Annotated in this window: 15 protein-coding genes; 11 read left to right on the top strand and 4 right to left on the bottom strand. The window is 37.6% G+C overall.

The features are described 5' to 3' along the window. Position 1 precedes the first annotated feature (1 nt). From smc to IGJ20_RS12165, 5 genes are all read left to right on the top strand, one after another. Positions 2–3,580: a chromosome segregation protein SMC gene (gene smc / locus IGJ20_RS12185; RefSeq protein ID WP_430605241.1), complete on the top strand. Its 3,579-nt coding sequence runs from the start codon at positions 2–4 to the stop codon at positions 3,578–3,580. A gap of 24 nt (positions 3,581–3,604) precedes the next feature. Next, positions 3,605–4,432 (top strand): Cof-type HAD-IIB family hydrolase, encoded by an 828-nt coding sequence (locus IGJ20_RS12180; RefSeq protein WP_002359053.1) that lies wholly within the window; start codon positions 3,605–3,607, stop codon positions 4,430–4,432. 2 nt (positions 4,433–4,434) lie between these two features. Then, a complete protein-coding gene (gene ftsY, locus IGJ20_RS12175) occupies positions 4,435–5,763 on the top strand; it encodes a signal recognition particle-docking protein FtsY (RefSeq protein ID WP_126254755.1) in 1,329 nt (442 codons plus the stop codon). Between the two features lie 295 nt (positions 5,764–6,058). Beyond that, the gene (locus IGJ20_RS12170; protein WP_002381091.1) at positions 6,059–6,544 is read left to right on the top strand and encodes a cupin domain-containing protein; all 486 of its coding nucleotides are present in this window, start codon (positions 6,059–6,061) and stop codon (positions 6,542–6,544) included. Positions 6,545–6,663: 119 nt separating this feature from the next. Continuing rightward, positions 6,664–7,062 (top strand): VOC family protein, encoded by a 399-nt coding sequence (locus IGJ20_RS12165; RefSeq protein ID WP_002361020.1) that lies wholly within the window; start codon positions 6,664–6,666, stop codon positions 7,060–7,062. A 108-nt stretch (positions 7,063–7,170) separates the two neighbouring features. Here IGJ20_RS12165 and IGJ20_RS12160 read toward each other — a convergent pair whose 3' ends face one another. Next, entirely contained in the window at positions 7,171–8,727 is a 1,557-nt protein-coding gene (locus IGJ20_RS12160) for an ATP-binding cassette domain-containing protein (RefSeq protein ID WP_126254756.1), read from the bottom strand. A 188-nt stretch (positions 8,728–8,915) separates the two neighbouring features. Between IGJ20_RS12160 and IGJ20_RS12155 the strand changes: the two genes are divergently transcribed. Continuing rightward, positions 8,916–9,782, top strand: coding sequence for a helix-turn-helix domain-containing protein (locus tag IGJ20_RS12155; RefSeq protein ID WP_002415662.1), 867 nt, complete (start codon positions 8,916–8,918; stop codon positions 9,780–9,782). A 59-nt stretch (positions 9,783–9,841) separates the two neighbouring features. Here IGJ20_RS12155 and IGJ20_RS12150 read toward each other — a convergent pair whose 3' ends face one another. Both IGJ20_RS12150 and IGJ20_RS12145 read right to left on the bottom strand, forming a co-directional pair. Further along, positions 9,842–10,738 (bottom strand): YitT family protein, encoded by an 897-nt coding sequence (locus tag IGJ20_RS12150; RefSeq protein ID WP_002365354.1) that lies wholly within the window; start codon positions 10,736–10,738, stop codon positions 9,842–9,844. Positions 10,739–10,927: 189 nt separating this feature from the next. Continuing rightward, positions 10,928–11,434 (bottom strand): cysteine hydrolase family protein, encoded by a 507-nt coding sequence (locus IGJ20_RS12145; protein ID WP_126254758.1) that lies wholly within the window; start codon positions 11,432–11,434, stop codon positions 10,928–10,930. A 170-nt stretch (positions 11,435–11,604) separates the two neighbouring features. Between IGJ20_RS12145 and gshAB the strand changes: the two genes are divergently transcribed. Continuing rightward, entirely contained in the window at positions 11,605–13,875 is a 2,271-nt protein-coding gene (gshAB, locus tag IGJ20_RS12140) for a bifunctional glutamate--cysteine ligase/glutathione synthetase (RefSeq protein WP_002354955.1), read from the top strand. Between the two features lie 190 nt (positions 13,876–14,065). After that, positions 14,066–14,167, top strand: coding sequence for a putative holin-like toxin (locus tag IGJ20_RS12135; RefSeq protein ID WP_021164442.1), 102 nt, complete (start codon positions 14,066–14,068; stop codon positions 14,165–14,167). 214 nt (positions 14,168–14,381) lie between these two features. Here IGJ20_RS12135 and IGJ20_RS12130 read toward each other — a convergent pair whose 3' ends face one another. Then, positions 14,382–14,834, bottom strand: a complete 453-nt coding sequence (locus IGJ20_RS12130; protein WP_126254759.1) for a YueI family protein — start codon at positions 14,832–14,834, stop codon at positions 14,382–14,384. A 184-nt stretch (positions 14,835–15,018) separates the two neighbouring features. On the opposite strand from IGJ20_RS12130, the gene IGJ20_RS12125 reads away from it, so the two are divergent. The 3 genes from IGJ20_RS12125 to IGJ20_RS12115 are packed head-to-tail and all read left to right on the top strand — an operon-like array spanning position 15,019 to position 17,680. Beyond that, complete coding sequence (locus IGJ20_RS12125; RefSeq protein ID WP_002394759.1) at positions 15,019–15,966, top strand: ABC transporter permease; 948 nt, start codon at positions 15,019–15,021, stop codon at positions 15,964–15,966. Then, the gene (locus IGJ20_RS12120; RefSeq protein ID WP_002371665.1) at positions 15,963–16,928 is read left to right on the top strand and encodes an iron chelate uptake ABC transporter family permease subunit; all 966 of its coding nucleotides are present in this window, start codon (positions 15,963–15,965) and stop codon (positions 16,926–16,928) included. The genes IGJ20_RS12125 and IGJ20_RS12120 overlap by 4 nt, the downstream gene beginning before the upstream one ends. Beyond that, positions 16,925–17,680 carry an ABC transporter ATP-binding protein gene (locus tag IGJ20_RS12115; RefSeq protein ID WP_002354962.1) on the top strand — a complete coding sequence of 252 codons (756 nt, stop codon included), beginning with the start codon at positions 16,925–16,927 and terminating at the stop codon, positions 17,678–17,680. Before IGJ20_RS12120 ends, IGJ20_RS12115 begins: the two co-directional genes overlap by 4 nt. Position 17,681: the final 1 nt, after the last annotated feature.

The following is a 17,681-nucleotide window of genomic DNA, read 5'->3' as shown; positions in this document are numbered from 1 at the left end:
CGTGTATTTAAAACGAATTGAAATTACAGGATTTAAATCATTTGCAGATAAAACCATTATTGAATTTGAAGATGATGTGACAGCAGTGGTTGGTCCGAATGGAAGTGGGAAAAGTAATATCACGGAAGCCGTTCGTTGGGTATTAGGTGAACAATCTGCGAAAAACCTTCGCGGTGGCAAAATGAACGACATTATCTTTGCCGGTTCGGAAGGTCGTAAACCGCTAAATATTGCGGAAGTTACCGTGACGTTAGACAACAGCGACCATTATTTAGCATTGGATTATAGTGAGATTAGTGTCACCCGTCGTTTAAAACGAACGGGCGAAAGTGACTTTTTTATTAATAAACAAGCGTGCCGTTTAAAAGACATTCAAGATTTATTTATGGATTCAGGGTTAGGCAAAGAATCTTTTTCAATTATTTCGCAAGGGAAAGTTGAAGCGATTTTTAATAGTAAACCTGAAGACCGTCGAGGGATTTTTGAAGAAGCAGCGGGCGTTTTAAAATACAAACAACGAAAGAAAAAGGCTGAACAAAAGCTTTTTGAAACCGAGGACAACTTAAGCCGTGTCCAAGATATCATTTACGAGTTGGAAGACCAATTAGTTCCTCTAGCCGCCCAAGCAGATGCGGCTAAAAAGTATTTAGCTTTGAAAGAAGAACTTACCGAAATTGATGTCAATTTAACTGTGACCGAAATTCAAGAAGCAAAAGCTATTTGGGAAACGAAAACGCAAGAATTAACAGCCATTGAAGAAAAGTTAGCTGGCGCAAGTAAGCAAGTCCATGACTTAGAAGGCAAATTGGTACGTTTACGAAGCAAGCGCAATCGTTTAGATGAACAAATTGAAACGGAACAACAACAATTATTACAAGTGACAGAAGCGTTGAAACAAGCAGAAGGACAAAAAAATGTTTTAATTGAACGTTCCAAACACACCTCCCAAACGGCAAGCGAATACGAAGAGACATTGGCAGAAACGGCCGAAAAAATTGTTCGTTATCGAGAAGAATTGCAGACGCTGGAAACAGCAATCGCAGAAAAAACGGCACAACGTCAGACGTTAAAAGAAGCATTGGCTTTGGCAACGAAAGATGTGGAAAAATATAGTAAGTCTTCTAAAGAATTAATGGAAGAATTGCGCAGTCAGTATGTGGAAGTCATGCAAGAACAAGCCAATACAGCCAATGACTTAAAATATTTAGAACGACAATATCAACAAGAAACAGCTAAAAATCAACAATCGCTAGCAAAACACGAAGCGCTAGAAGAACAGATGGTTGAAGCTCTTGCAATGAAAGAAACGCTAGAAAAAGAGCAAAAAGTCGCAAAACAAGGCTTACAAGAACAGCTGGAAGAATACACTGCGTTGAAAGCAATGCTTGAAGCCAAACGTGAACGATTAGCACAGCGTCAAAATGATATGTACCAAGCGATGAATCAAGTGCAACAAGCGAAGGCACGCCAAAAAAGTTTGCAAGAAATTCAAGAAAATTACGCTGGCTTCTATCAAGGCGTGAAAGCTGTATTGCGTCACAAAAACCAATTAACTGGGATTGTTGGCGCAGTGGCTGAGTTAATTGAAGTGCCTAAAGAATATACGTTGGCGATTGAAACGGCCTTAGGTGGTGCGGCGCAACATATTGTTGTGGAAAATGAGAAAGATGGTCGTGCAGGCATTACCTTCTTAAAACAACAACACAGTGGTCGAGCAACCTTTTTACCATTGACCACCATTAAGCCGCGCTCTGTATCGGCGATGGTTCAGAATCGTTTGGCTGGTGCACCGGGCTTCGTGGGGATTGCCAGTGAATTAGTTCGTTATCCAGAACAAGTACAAACCGTTATTCAAAATCTCTTAGGCGTCACGATTTTAGCGGCAGATTTAACGAGTGCCAACCAGTTAGCAAAATTAGTCAATTACCAATATCGCGTTGTCTCATTGGAAGGCGATGTGATGAATCCTGGCGGTTCGATGACTGGGGGAGCCAATAAACGTGGCAACCAAGGAAGCCTATTTTCACAAGCGCAAGAACTTCAAACAATTACTGAACAAATGACTCAATTAGAAACACAACTAAGAAGTGTAGAACAAGAAGTCCAAGCGCTCTCTCAAGAAGTGAAAACAGCCATGGAACGTGCAGAAATGTTGCGCTCTGCTGGTGAACAAAATCGCTTAAAACAACAAGAAATTGACAATAAATTAGCCAATCAAACAGAAACGATTACTCGTTTAACAAAAGAAAAACGTCTGTTTGAATATGAATCACGGGAATTGCATCAATTCTTAACCGAATATCAAACGAAAAAAGCCACATTGACAGAGCAACAAGCAAGCTTAACGGCAACGAAAGAACGTTTAGATGCTGAAATGAAACAAGTGGAACAAGAAGCTAGCCAAATGGAAACCTTTAAAGCCCAAGCGCAAGAACGCTTGACGACAGTTCAAGCAGAACAAGCAGTAGCGGCGGAACAATGTGCCCATTTTGCTCGTCAAAAGCAAGACAAACAAGAACAATTGGACGAATTGTTGATTCGAGAAACGGCCATCCGTCAACAGCTACAACAATTAAGTAGCCATTCTAGCGATCACCAGTTAACCGAAGAAGGCTTAGCGGCACAAGTCGCGCAATTAGCGGAGAAACAAACAGCGTTGCAAACGTCTTTACAAACGGCACGCAGTCAACGACAAGCGTTGCAAGAAGAAGTAGACGAGTTAGATACAAAATTAGCGGAAGAAAACAAACGCCAACAACAGTATTTAGCAGATAAAACACAAATCGAAGTCCTAAAAAATCGTGCAGAAATGCAATTAGATAGCTCATTAAGTTACTTACAGGAAGAATACAGCTTAACCTTTGAAGCTGCCTATGAAGCGTATTTCCCAATCGATGATTTAGCGCAAGCACAGCAAACAGTGAAACGCCTAAAACAAGAAATTGAGCGGTTAGGACCTGTTAACTTAAGTGCCATCGAGCAATTTGAACAAGTCGATGAACGCCATCAATTTTTAGTCAGTCAACGTGATGATTTATTAAATGCGAAAGAACAATTATTTGAAACCATGGATGAAATGGACCAAGAAGTGAAAGAACGGTTTAAAGAAGTCTTTGAAGCAATTCGTGGCCAGTTCAAAGTGGTATTTCCCAATATGTTTGGTGGCGGACGGGCAGAACTGGTGCTAACTAACCCAGAGGATCTCTTGAATACAGGGATTGAGATTGAGGCGCAACCACCAGGGAAAAAATTACAACATTTAAGCTTGTTGTCTGGAGGCGAACGGGCATTAACGGCGATTGCGTTACTCTTTTCAATTATTCGTGTTCGACCAGTTCCGTTCTGTATTTTAGATGAAGTAGAAGCAGCTTTAGATGAAGCCAACGTTGCTCGTTTTGGCCATTATTTAAGCGAATTTGAAGATGGCACACAGTTTATTGTGGTGACGCATCGTAAAGGGACAATGGAAGCCGCAGATGTTTTATATGGCGTGACTATGCAAGAATCTGGGGTTTCAAAAATCGTTTCAGTTCGCTTGGAAGAGGTCAAAGAAGGTGGTGCAATTGAAAAAAGCAATTAGCCAGAAGCAAGGAGGAGCGAACGTTTGATAAAATTAGTTGCTATTGATTTAGATGGAACATTATTAAATAGCCAAAAAGAGATTTCTTTACGGAATAAACAAGCACTGATGGCTGCGAAACAAGCAGGCGTGAAAGTTGTTATCTGCACAGGTCGACCTTTGGCAGCTATTGGTCCTTACTTAGAAGAATTAGGTTTACAAGATGAAGGCGATTATAGCATTACTTTTAACGGCGGGTTGGTTCAAAAAAATGATACAGGGGCCATTATTGAGAAAACATTGATGCCCTTGGAAGCGATTCATGAGCTGTACCAATTAGCAACCACACTCAACATGCCGTTTGATGTCTTATCCGATGAGGTTGTGATGCAACTGCCTTCTGCCCCAAATTATCCTTCAATTTATAGTTCTCTAAACAAATTATTAACCTTTGAGTCCTACAAATTAGAAGAGTTAACCCCAAATCGAATTTATAACAAAGTTGTTGTTGCGATTGATGAAGCGTATTTAAATGAACGCATCAAGGAAATTCCGGCCTCTTTTTATGAGCGCTTTGAAATTATTAAAACGCGAAATAACTTATTAGAATTTATGCCAAAAGGGATTACGAAAGCCTATGGTATTTCCTTGTTAGCCAAAGATTTAGGAATCCGTGCAGAAGAAATCATGACCTTAGGGGACGAAGAAAATGATTTACCGATGATTGAATACGCTGGCTTAGGTGTCGCCATGGCAAATGCGATTCCATTAGTTAAAGAAGCCGCAGATGTCGTCACAGACACGAATGACCAAGATGGCGTTGCTAAAGCGGTCGAAAAATATATTTTAACGCCGTTGGAAGGAGGACAATAAGAATGGGATTTTTTGATAAAATTAAAAAAGCTTTTTCCGCTGAAAAAAAGGAAGAAGAAAAACAAGACATTGTTGAAGAAACAGTAGACGAAACACCTAGTGATGAATCAGCGCCTGCTGAATCAAAAGAAACCGCAGCAGAAGAGGCGCAAACAACGCCAGAAACGACAGCGGAAGAAGTCACAGAAACAGCCGATTTAACAGATAACGCTGAAATGGAAAAATTAGCTGGCGTAGAAGAAGCGTTAGAAGAAGAGCCAGAAGAAATCCTGACAGAGGAAACACAAGAAGTTGTTGTGGAAGCGCCTGAGGAAGAAAGTAGTGTCGTGACTCCGTTGGCAGAACCAACAGACACGCAGGTTTCAGAAGAAATTGAAGAGTCAAAAGAAGAGCAGGTCCAAGAAAAATATGAAAAAGGCTTGGAAAAAACGCGTAAAACATTTGGTCAACGGTTGAACGAATTGTTTGCTAATTTCCGAAGCGTCGATGAAGATTTCTTTGAAGAATTAGAAGAAACGTTAATTGGTGCAGACGTAGGCTTTGATACATCCTTAAAAATTACAGAAGCCTTGCGACAAGAAGTGAAACTGCGAAACGTGAAAAAACCAGCTCAAGTTCAAAATACCATCATTGAAAAAATGGTTGATTTGTATGAAGAAGCAGGAATTAATGAAAATAATGCGATTAACTTACAGCCAAATGGCTTAACCGTGATTTTATTTGTCGGTGTTAATGGAGTTGGTAAAACAACCAGCATTGGTAAATTAGCCCATCAATACAAGTTGGAAGGAAAGAAAGTTTTAATGGCCGCTGCCGATACGTTCCGAGCGGGCGCCATCGATCAATTAGTTGTTTGGGGCGAACGGGCTGGCGTTGAAGTTGTACGTGGGAATGCTGGCGGCGATCCAGCAGCGGTCGTTTTCGATGCAGTGGAACGTGCCAAAGCAGAACAGGCCGATGTTTTGCTAGTGGATACAGCAGGTCGTTTACAAAACAAAGTCAACTTAATGAAGGAATTAGAAAAAATCAAACGAGTCATCCAACGAGAAATTCCAGATGCGCCTCACGAAGTACTCTTAGTCGTGGACGCAACTACTGGGCAAAATGCGATGACACAAGCCAAACAGTTCAAAGAAACAACCGATGTCACTGGTTTAGTTTTAACCAAACTAGACGGAACAGCCAAAGGTGGTATTGTCATTGCTATTCGGAATGAATTACACTTGCCAGTGAAATTAGTTGGTCTAGGTGAAGGCATTAACGATTTAGAACCATTTAATGCCAACGATTTCGCAATGGGCTTATTTAAAGGCTTATTAAAAGATGTTTAGTTGTAGAAAATAACAGGTTTGGGAAGAACGTGGGACAGGAGCCTGGGACAAAAATCACTTTGGATTTTTGTCCCAGGCTCAAAACCTGATAAACGGCGGGAACAGAACCAACTCCTTCGGAAATAAGTCGAAATTCTCCAAAAATTAAAGAGCAATTTTCGGAAATTTCTTCTTATTTCTCGGAGCTAAACGGTTCTGTCCCGACCTCCTGTCCCGCCGTTTATTTTAGGATTGGGACGGATGTTCTAAGTTCTTCCTAAATTGTTTCTGAAAAAATGAAGGAGTGAGGGAGAAGATGACAGAACAAATGTGGATTGAGAAGTTAGGATTAGAAGCGCATCCTGAGGGCGGTTATTTTAAACAAACCAATAAAAGTGAACAATTGATTCCAACCAAACGAGGCGAACGGGCGTTGCATACAGCGATTTTGTTTCTATTAAATACAGAAAGTCCGTCACATTTTCATCGTTTAAAAGCGGATGAATTATGGTTTTTTCACGATGGTCAGCCGTTAACCGTTCACTGTATTTTTCCTGATGGAACGTATCAAGCTGTTCAGTTAGGGAAAGACTTAGTTCAAGGACAACAGCTTTCGTTCTCAGTTCCTGCCGGCACAATCTTTGGCTCTACAGTAGCGACAGGATTTGCGTTAGTCAGTTGTGTAGTTACACCAGGCTTTGAGTTTGAAGACTTCGAGTTATTTACTCAAGCGGAATTGTTAAACGATTATCCACAACATAGTGAAATCATTCAGCACTTGGCTTATCGAGAATTACCTTAAGAAAACGTTTTAGTAACATTTCTTTTATGAATATGCTAGTATAAATCAAACAAGCTTGTTGATTTTGTCGCAACGCACACTTAGCTGTCGTAGATGATTAAAAGAAAGGGATGAATCACATGGGCACAATGGTTTTTGTTAACTTCCCAGTAGCGGATGTCCAACGTTCTACAGCATTTTATGAAAAACTTGGATTCAAAAAGAACGAGGAATTTTCAACAGAGGAAGCTAGTTCGATGATGTGGGATGATCAATTTTGGATTATGTTGTTGAACCATGACTTTTATGGAAAATTTATCCAAGAAAAGCAAATTATTGATGCGCAAACAACCAGTGGGGCATTAATTTCCTTTAGTTTAGAGAGTGTCGAAGCCGTAAAACAGTTTGGCGAAACCGCCAAAGCTAACGGAGGCAACTGCTACCGAGTTGATATGGGAATACCAGAAGAGCAAATGTATGGCTTAGAAGTGCAAGATTTGGATGGCAATAGCTTAGAACCTGTCTGGATGAAGATGTAAAAAGAGCCGCAAAATCTCTACAGAAAAAATATTATAATCAAACAAAAATATACGCCATTCTTCAAACTTAGATTAAAAAGTCTAACTTTGAAAATGGTGTATATTCTTTTACATTTGAATTACTTCATCAAATTTACTAGAAATATCATTGTTTACATGATGAAGAACAGCAAGGACTGTTTTAGAACTTTCAGCTAATAGGGATAAAACTTTTTCAGTATTTTCTTTATCTGTTGAAGAAGTTGGTTCATCTACCAATAAAAATGGACGATTTTCATATAGCGCCCGAGCCAAGGAAACTAACATAGCCTCACCACCACTGATTGTGGCAGTAGATTGATTGGAAATTATTTCAAAATCGGCACCAAAAACTTTTTTACCAATTTCATGTAACTTCTCTTTATTAGGTTTATTGAAAGAAGTAATATTTTCTGCGACTGTCCCATCATAAAGCTTGGCTTTTTGGGAAACATAGCCAATCATTGTCGAGAAGTCGACTGTGCGTAATTCTTGTTGTTGATTCAATAATATTTTTCCTTGATACTGATTTATCTCTTGTGTCAACAATTTTAGGAAAGATGATTTTCCACTTCCGTTTTTACCAATGATTATATACTTTTTTCCTGAATATAATTCTAAATTAATCGGACCAATATTTTTTTCTTCATAAGTAATCAAAACATTATTAAATAAAATTGTTTTGGGAACTATAGAAGAATGAAGAAGTTCAGGTTCGGTGGAAAGCAAGACATCATTGACTTTGCGAATCTCTTTTGTAGAATAAAGTTCTGTTAATACAGTTGAGAGCCAAAAAATAGGAGTAGTAATTGTTTCGACAGATTGTGTTATCGCTAATAGTTCGGGAAAAGTCAATTCTTGCTGGCGAATTAAAAAAATACCTATTAATAACAAACCAATTTGAATAAACCACCCACAAGTATCATTAATAACTGTTATCGTTGATTGGAAAAAATTATTCTTGAAAAAATGTTTTTCAGCTTCTTTGTTTTTTTGAGAAAAACGAGGAAAGAGACGTTTGCCAATAGAAAAAATTTTTAATACTGCTAAGTCTTCAAAAATATCTTGCAATGTTTGTACAATATTAGCTTGTGAATCATTAAATTTTTTTTGATGTATAGCGATTTTTTTGACAAAATGTTTCGTTGTAAAAAAAGAAATCAACGTTAAGGCTAATAAATAGAGCCAAATATGCCAATTAATTGTCAGAATTAATAGCGAACCTAGAGAAAATGAACAAATAAAATAAATCAAACTAATTAGCGCACCTAGATATTTTTTTATCACAAAAGGATTGTCAATCGTCATTATTTTAACAACTTTTTCTGTAGGATATTTTTTTATTAAAGTAGCCAGCGGTAACCGAATCAAAGCTTGGTACATTTGATTATTCATTTTTTTTAAAGAACTGGCAAAAAAATGTTGTTGAACAATTTGTGATCCTAAATTAATTAAAACAAGACTAAATAGAATTCCTAAGTTGATACAAACTAAGATGTAAAAAGGTAAAGTTTGTTCTTGTTTAATATAATTTGAGTCGAATAAAATCAGTAGCGAAAAAATCGGTTTGTAGGTAGCGAAAAGTAATGTCATCAGAAATGTAGCAAGGAATAACTTTCGATTTTTACTGAATAAAAATTTAAGCATCGAGGTGGGATGTCCTTTCTATGAATAATCTAAAAGTGTGAAATTGTCTATCAAAAAAATTGGTAAACTTAATCACCTCCAGTCTATATTTGTATTTTTCTGAATTTTTGATTAGAATTATGTTAACAAATAAAATTAAGAAAAAATCAGTTTGTACACTTTAGTCACAAGTATTATAAAAAGGAGTGATGGTGGTGAAATGGAATTTTGGGAAAGTTTATAAGGAGGTAAGAGAGTCTAAAGGTATTTCGCAGAAAAAAATTTGTCATGAAGCATTATCCAGAACAACCTTATCCAAATTAGAAAATTGTAAAATAATGCCCAGTTATCAAACTATGGAGTATTTATTACAACAAATAAATATGAGTTTTTCTGAGTTCGAGTATATATGTAATGTTTATCAGCCCCAGGAAAGAGAGTGTATCATTGAAGAATTCAATTCTTTAATAAATAATACAGACAAAGTGAATATCAAGGACTTGCTAAAACGATGCGAAAAATTTTTAAAAATAACGGATGATTATTATATCAAAGATATTCAGATGCTATTAAAAGCTCAGTTAGCCTTCCAATTAGAATCAATGAGTAGCAATGTGTGCAAATCGAAACTGCTAATTAGTCAAATTTGGACTAGATTAGAGAAAATGGATGTATGGTATTATAATGAGATTCGCTTACTTAATGGTATTTTGTTTTATTTCCCACTTGAAACAATCGAAGCCATATCCGATAAGTTATTGTATTCTTTAAAGAAATACAGTACATATGCTAAAATTAAAGATCTTGAAATATCTATATTGACTAATTTATCAACCATTTATTTGAAAAATTGTAAGATGGCTGAGTGTGAAAATGTTTTGCTTCGAATGAAACAACTAGCACTAGATTTAAAACGATATGATTTTTTAGGCGTTTATTTTGTTAGAATGGGAATTTGTGAAAAAAATAGCGTACTAATAGAGCGAGGAATGAAAATCTTAACATTAACCGATGAAAACGAATTAATCGAAGAATTGAATAAAGAAATCGAATTTTTTAAGATGACTGAACAATAGAGTATAAATTAAGAGCCGCAAAATCTCTACAGATTTTGCGGCTCTTTTCCTACAAAAAACTATTGTAAATTATTGGCATTAGTAGCTTCAACGCCATAAGAATCAGCTACTTTTTTCAAGCTAAATCCTTTTCCGTAGACTTCACTCGCACTCATTGAAATCAAAAAGGCTTCTTCATCAATCTCAAGAATGGCTTCTTTTAAGCGGGGAAAATCTTTTTCACGAATGACAGTCATTAAGAGCATGCCTTTCGCGCTTCGATAACCGCCTTCGATTGGCACCAAGGTCACACCTTTATCTAGTTCACGTAATAAGCGTTCTTGAATAGCGACATATTTTGGTGAAATAATCATCACATTCTTCGAGCGAACCAGACCAACTTGAATCATGTCAACGACACGACCAATTGTAAATAAACAAATTAAAGAGAATAACACAATATCTGCATTAAAAGCATACATTGCTGATAAAATGACTAAACCATCGACGAATAAAATAGCAATACCTAAGGAAACTTTGAAGTATTTATTGACAATTTGTGAAATGATTGCTGTCCCACCAGTTGAAGCATTGCCACGGAAAACCAAGCCTAGGCCAGCACCTGTAATAATACCGCCAAATAATGCTGCTAGAAAAATATTATGTGTTAAAACAGGCATCCCTGAAGTAATTCCTACAAAAAATGGATAAATAAGACTGCCATAAATGGTTTTGACACCGACCTCTTTCCCAAGAAGTAAGAAACAAAGCACTAAAAGAGGAATATTGATGGCGTAAAGAACAATGGCGGGACTAATCCCGAAAACATAATTAATAACAATACTAATGCCATTGGCTCCGCCTGCGACAAGTTTATTTGGCAATAAGACCGCATTGATTGAAATGGCCAAAATGAATGCACCGACTGTTACATAGGCGGTGTCTTTTAAACGTTGGGCTGTAAAAAATTTGTTCATAAAATACCTCCAATTATTTATTAGTTTAGTGAATGATGACATAAAAAAAGACAGAACATGAGAGACAAGCCTAATCGACTCATGTCCCACACTCTAAATCTTCAACTAATCAACTGAACACTTTTTCCTTATACTAACATGAAATACGACAAGAAAACATAGTGAACAAACAATTTTTTGGAAAAGCCCTCAATTTATTGAAGGCAAAAAAGTCAAAAAGCGGCCAGCCCAAATAGCTTCATGATGTTGGATAATTTGTGCCGCGGTTAAATGTCCATTATCCAAGGTGGAAGTGGTTTTCGGTGTCATCAAACACGTATAGCCTAAACCATGAGCCATCCGAATTGTAGTGTCCACACAAAACTCGGTTTGCACGCCAGCAATTTCTAACGTTTGAACGGCTTGTTCCGTCAATAAATCATTTAAATTTGTTTGGTAAAAGGCATTCGCATGTGTTTTGCGGATGAAAAAATCTGTGGGTTGTGCATCCAGCTTTTCAAAAAGTTGCCAAGAGTCTGAGCCAAAAGGTAGTTCAGTTTCTTCATGTTGAACAAAAATAATGGGCGCATGGTGTTGGCGGTAGACAGCAATACGCTGATTGACCTTTTCCAACACTGCTGGCAGACGGTACAATTGCTGCGTCGGACTTTCGATGCCTTTTTGAAAGTCAATTAAAAGTAATGCACGATTTTTCATGAGCAATCCCCACTTTCTATAAACTAGTTGTTTTCAGTATAACGGAAAAAGGTGCTCTCTAAAAGTGTCTCGAAAATTCCCAAGCGAACGTTCAAAAAAACAGCATATTTACTCGTTTTCCTATATAATAGTAAGAGAAACAGATAGTTTGTAGAAAGAAAGGCGACAAGATGAATTATAGAGAATTAATGCAAAAGAAAAATGTTCGTCCTTACGTATTGATGGCTCGTTTTGGTTTAGAAAAAGAAAACCAACGTAGTACACGAGAAGGGCTTTTAGCGACAACTGATCATCCCACGGTTTTTGGTAACCGTTCTTATCATCCATATATTCAAACAGATTTTAGTGAAACACAATTAGAACTAATCACGCCTGTAGCAAATAGCGGCACAGAAATGCTTCGTTTTTTAGATGCCATTCACGATGTTGCTCGTCGTTCGATTCCAGAAGATGAAATGTTGTGGCCATTAAGTATGCCGCCACAATTACCAACAAAAGATGAAGAGATTAAAATTGCTAAATTAGATCAATATGATGCAGTGTTATATCGTCGTTATTTGGCAAAAGAGTATGGCAAACGAAAACAAATGGTCAGCGGAATTCATTTTAATTTTGAATATGACCAAGCCCTGATTCAGCAATTATATGATGAACAATCCGAAGTGACAGATTGCAAACAATTTAAAACGAAAGTGTACATGAAAGTTGCCCGTAACTTTTTACGTTATCGTTGGTTAATTACGTATCTTTTTGGGGCTTCGCCAGTTAGTGAAGACGGCTACTTTAGGGTCTATGACGACCAACCGCAAGAACCTATTCGCAGTATTCGGAATAGTACGTATGGCTACAGAAATCATGACAATGTGAAAGTATCGTATGCCTCATTGGAACGCTATTTAGAAGATATTCATCGCATGGTGGAAAATGGTTTACTTTCTGAAGAAAAAGAATTTTATGCGCCTGTGCGCTTACGTGGCGGGAAACAAATGTCTGATTTGCCTAAAACAGGTATTCGCTATATCGAGTTGCGTAATTTAGACTTAAATCCTTTTTCACGTTTAGGCATTGTGGAAGATACCGTGGATTTCTTACATTATTTCATGTTGTATTTATTGTGGACAGATGAAAAAGAAGAAGCGGATGAATGGGTAAAAACTGGCGATATTTTTAATGAACAGGTGGCTCTTGGTCATCCTCATGAAACGATTAAGTTAATTGCAGAAGGCGATCGGATTTTTTCAGAAATGATTGATATGTTAGATGCTCTAGGCATTCGTAAAGGCAAAGAAGTTGTCGGTAAGTATTATCAACAACTGCGGAATCCACAAGACACCGTTTCTGGCAAAATGTGGACGATTATTCAAGAAAACTCCAACAGTGAACTGGGAAATATTTTTGGAAACCAATATCAAAGTATGGCCTTTGAACGCCCTTATCAATTAGCTGGTTTCCGTGAGATGGAATTATCCACACAAATTTTCTTGTTTGATGCGATTCAAAAAGGTTTGGAAATCGAAATTTTAGATGAACAAGAGCAATTTTTGAAACTGCAACATGGCGAGCACATTGAATACGTCAAAAATGCCAACATGACTAGCAAAGATAACTACGTGGTACCATTGATTATGGAAAACAAAACCGTGACAAAGAAAATTTTGTCTGCAGCAGGGTTCCATGTGCCTGGCGGTGAAGAATTTTCATCTTTTATTGAGGCACAAGAAGCACATTTACGCTACGCCAATAAAGCGTTTGTCGTGAAACCAAAATCAACGAATTACGGTTTAGGAATTACCATTTTTAAAGAAGGCGCTTCGTTGGAAGACTTTACGGAAGCGTTACGGATTGCTTTTAAAGAGGACACAGCGGTTTTAATTGAAGAGTTTTTACCTGGAACAGAATATCGGTTCTTTGTGTTAGATAATGATGTAAAAGCCATCATGTTGCGCGTGCCAGCCAATGTTACCGGAGATGGCAAACACACTGTAGAAGAATTGGTGGCCGCTAAAAATAGTGATCCATTGCGGGGGACCAATCACCGTGCACCACTAGAGTTAATCCAGTTAAATGATTTAGAAAAACTAATGTTGAAAGAACAAGGTTTAACTATCTATTCTGTGCCAGAAAAAGAGCAAATCGTGTACTTGCGAGAAAATTCTAATGTTAGCACGGGCGGGGATTCGATTGATATGACCGATGTCATTGATGATAGTTATAAACAAATCGCCATTGAGGCCGTAGCTGCTTTAGGAGCCAAAATTTGCGGTATTGATTTAATCATTCCTGACAAAGACGTAAAAGGCACGCGTGATAGCTTAACGTACGGGATTATCGAAGCGAACTTTAATCCAGCCATGCACATGCATGTGTATCCTTACGCTGGACAGGGTAGACGCTTGACAATGGACGTTTTAAAACTTTTATACCCAGAAGTGGTTCAATAAAAAAAGAATACCGCCAAAAAATTCATAATAGATTTTTTGGCGGTATTCTTTATAAAAACGTTTTCTTGGTGAACCCAATAGGTTATACTAAAACTATTACCAATGAAAGTTGTATGACGGTGGCTCTGAGTTAGAGAGGCAGGTGATGCCTATGTGTATCCGATGCACTTTAACGAAAGGAGCATTTTTTTTGTCAATCGAAGCGACATTGGAATTGATGATTAGTTTTGCAACCCTTGTTGCGTTACTGATTTTCGGTATCCTTGAAGCAACGAAAAACGATAAAAAATAACCGTTCATAAGCTTGACAGGCCGAACGGTTAAACAGTAATAAAAACTTAACTCAGTAAGCCACCAGTTCTTATAACTGGCGCTGGTATAAAGGAGAGGTATGTACCCGTATACCTCTCTTTTTCATCTTTATAATAGCACAATTCTATTATAAATGGAAGCGCTCATAACTTATGTTTAAACAATCCAATGACTCATAAATTTTCTTGATCTTTTTATGAGTGAAATAGTTTTTGCCAAAAGCCTTTTTTAGCTGTTGGCTCTTCTTTTGGCGTTTCTGTTGCTTGAGGATATTTTTCTGTAACGTCAATCACAGGTTCATCGACTGCGTGTTTTTCAGCTAACAGTAAGCCGAGAGAGTCAGGGTTGTTCTCCACAAAATTGTTAACAATCTTAAAGGTTGCGCCATGCTGATTTAATAATTTAATATAGGTACTTTGCAGGTCAGAAGAGATTTCGCCATTTAAAAGTACTGTAACTTCAGGATGCTTCGCTAATTCTTCTAATAAATGTTTTTGGTTCTGTGCATCTTTCATTTCAGCGACGGTCATGGAGAGACGGCAGCGTTCACGAAATGTGCCCATGTATTTGTGTTGTTCTTCAGGATTAACGAGGGGCGTACCGTACATTCCTTTATCCATACGTTGTTGTAAGTCATCATTCGCCATTCAGTAACACTCCTTTCCTAACGTTTCCCTCCATTATAGCATATCTTAGATAAGTCGTTGGTCAGTCGGCTTGAGAAGAAGTTTTTAATAAAGGAAAAAAAGTGGTTGCATTTGTGATGGTTTTCTCATACACTGTAACTAAGAATGAGAATCATTCTCAATTAAATAAAAATGGAGTTTTCTCATGAAAAAGATTGGTTTGTTTGTTCTACTATTACTTTTCAGTTTATTGTCATTAGTGATAGGGGTGAAGGACATTGCACTTTCTCAGTTGTTTCAATTAGATGCGCAGCAACAATTTGTTTTATTTACCACCCGTGTTCCCCGCACGTTGAGTTTAATCATTGCTGGTAGTACGATGAGTATTTCTGGATTGATTATGCAGCAACTCACACAAAATAAATTTGTCGCTCCTAGTGTCGCTGGAACAACCGATAGTGCAAGGTTGGGTATTTTAGTTGCAATGTTATTTTTCCCAACAGCTCCGTTTCTCTATCGAACGGCAATTGCTTTTATTTTTGCGCTAAGCGGGACCTTATTATTCTTAGCGCTCATTCGATTATTACCAAGTAAGAATCAAGTGATGGTCCCTTTGGTGGGCGTGATGTTTGGTAACATTCTAGGCTCAATTGCCACATTTTTTGCCTATCAATACCAATTGGTTCAAAATATGTCTGCTTGGTTACAAGGAAATTTTTCCACAGTTATGAAAGGGAATTATGAATGGTTATTCTTAATGATTCCTTTGTGGTTTGTTATTTATTTATTTGCTTATCATTTCACTGTCGTTGGTATGGGTGAAGCATTTGCAAATAGTCTTGGCGTCCATTACCAGCGAATTCAGTTTTTAGGTTTGACGCTGGTTGCTTTAGCAAGTGCCATCGTTTTATTGATGGTGGGGAATATTCCGTTTTTAGGGGTTGTGATTCCTAATCTCGTGTCTTTACGTTATGGCGATCATATGAAAAATACCTTGTGGTTAACTGGGATTTGCGGGAGTTTGTTCTTGTTAATCTGTGATATTTTAGCACGAGTATTGATTGCCCCCTATGAAATTCCTGTCAGCGTGGTTGTCGGAACATTAGGGAGCATTTTGTTCATTTTATTATTACTAAGGGGGCGCAAACGATGAAACGGCCTTTAAAAAAATGGCTTTCATTACTTTTGCTTTTAGCTGCCGTAGTAATTGTGAGCCTTTGTTATTTAACTTATAACACGTATGGCAATTGGTCCTTTGCTTTGGCGTTACGAGGCAAAAAGTTATTGGCTTTTATTTTTGTCGGAATCGCTGCGGCTTTTTCAACTATTAGTTTTCAAACAGTCACGCAAAATCATTTCCTAACGCCAAACATTTTAGGGATGGATTCCTTGTACGTCTTTGTGCAGACGGTGTTATTTTTTCTTTTAGGAGGCGCACAAGCGTTAGGTCAAGTAAGTCTTGGCTCGTTTTTGATGAACGTCTTTTTAATGGTGTTTTTAAGTACTAGTTTATCGTATTTTCTATTACGCAAAAATCAATCCGATTTATTTTTATTATTGATGATTGGCATGATCTTAGGTACTTTTTTCAGTAGTATTAGTACGTTTTTACAAGTGATTATGGATCCTAACGAATACGACTTACTCCAAGGAAAGTTGTTTGCCAGTTTTGGTAACGTCAATAGTCAGTATCTCGTTTTCGTTGGTGTGGCGGTACTCATGATTTGTGGGATACTTTGGCGGGAAAGTTACCGTTTAGACGTTTTACATTTAGGGAACCATCAAGCACAGAATTTGGGGATTGCTGTGAATCAGTTTCAATTAGTGTTGTTGTGTTTGATCAGTAGTCTGGTCGGCTTATCAACAGCATTAGTGGGACCGATTACATTTTTAGGTTTTATCGTGGCCAATATGAGTTATCAATTCATGAAAACCTATCGCCACCGAGAACTGTTTGTGGCAGGGAGTTTAATAGCAGTCTTTTTACTGGTGTTTGGTCAATTGATGGTTGAACAGGTCTTTCATTTGAATACCCCGCTCAGTGTGGTGATTCAATTTGTTGGGGGCGTTTATTTTATATGGAAAATTATTGCAGAAAGGAAGCAACGCACATGATCCAGATGAGTGATGTATCAAAAAAATATGGCGATAAATTTGTCGTTTCAGACATTGATTTACCTATTTCTGAAGGCAAATTAACGGCCTTTATTGGGCCAAATGGCGCTGGGAAAAGCACGCTGCTAGCCATGATGAGTCGCTTAATTCCCAAAGATACCGGGGAAATTTATCTGGACAAGCAAGAAGTAAAAACCTGGAAGCAATCGGCTTTTTCACAAAAAATTGCCCTTTTAAAACAAGCCAACGGTGTACAACTTAAATTAACTGTGCGAGAACTGGTCAATTTTGGTCGTTTTCCTTATTCCAAAGGTCGCTTAAAAAGCGCTGACCATGAAAAAGTAACAGAAGCGCTGGAACAATTGGGCTTAACTGAAATGGCAGAAGAATACATTGATACCCTTTCTGGGGGCCAATTACAACGGGCGTATATTGCCATGATTTTAGCCCAAGATACCGATTATATTTTATTGGATGAGCCCTTAAATAACCTCGACATGAATTATGCGGTTCAAATGATGCAGATTCTTAAACGCTTAGTGGATGAACTAGGAAAAACGATTCTGATTGTTCTACATGATATTAATTTTGCCGCAAGCTATGCAGATGAAATTGTCGCCATGAAAGGCGGAAAGCTCTATGCACATGGCGCAACAGAAGAAGTTATTCAAACAAGTATTTTAAATGATCTTTATGAAATGAATATCCGGATTTGTGAAATTGAAGGAAAACGCTTTTGTCTTTATCACTAAA

Origin of the sequence: Enterococcus sp. DIV0294 (genome assembly GCF_050558155.1) — a bacterium.
Lineage (GTDB): Bacteria > Bacillota > Bacilli > Lactobacillales > Enterococcaceae > Enterococcus > Enterococcus faecalis.
The sequence above is the reverse complement of the archived record's forward strand: the minus strand, read 5'-3'. Positions and strand labels throughout refer to the sequence as shown.

Coding starts and splice junctions, on each gene's coding strand:
- IGJ20_RS12115 (WP_002354962.1), top strand. CDS start 16,925: ATGATCCAGATGAGTGATGTATCAAAAAAATATGGCGATAAATTTGTC.
- IGJ20_RS12120 (WP_002371665.1), top strand. CDS start 15,963: ATGAAACGGCCTTTAAAAAAATGGCTTTCATTACTTTTGCTTTTAGCT.
- IGJ20_RS12155 (WP_002415662.1), top strand. CDS start 8,916: ATGGTGGTGAAATGGAATTTTGGGAAAGTTTATAAGGAGGTAAGAGAG.
- IGJ20_RS12145 (WP_126254758.1), bottom strand. CDS start 11,434: ATGAAAAATCGTGCATTACTTTTAATTGACTTTCAAAAAGGCATCGAA.
- IGJ20_RS12160 (WP_126254756.1), bottom strand. CDS start 8,727: ATGCTTAAATTTTTATTCAGTAAAAATCGAAAGTTATTCCTTGCTACA.
- gshAB (WP_002354955.1), top strand. CDS start 11,605: ATGAATTATAGAGAATTAATGCAAAAGAAAAATGTTCGTCCTTACGTA.
- IGJ20_RS12130 (WP_126254759.1), bottom strand. CDS start 14,834: ATGGCGAATGATGACTTACAACAACGTATGGATAAAGGAATGTACGGT.
- IGJ20_RS12165 (WP_002361020.1), top strand. CDS start 6,664: ATGGGCACAATGGTTTTTGTTAACTTCCCAGTAGCGGATGTCCAACGT.
- IGJ20_RS12125 (WP_002394759.1), top strand. CDS start 15,019: ATGAAAAAGATTGGTTTGTTTGTTCTACTATTACTTTTCAGTTTATTG.
- IGJ20_RS12150 (WP_002365354.1), bottom strand. CDS start 10,738: ATGAACAAATTTTTTACAGCCCAACGTTTAAAAGACACCGCCTATGTA.
- ftsY (WP_126254755.1), top strand. CDS start 4,435: ATGGGATTTTTTGATAAAATTAAAAAAGCTTTTTCCGCTGAAAAAAAG.
- IGJ20_RS12170 (WP_002381091.1), top strand. CDS start 6,059: ATGACAGAACAAATGTGGATTGAGAAGTTAGGATTAGAAGCGCATCCT.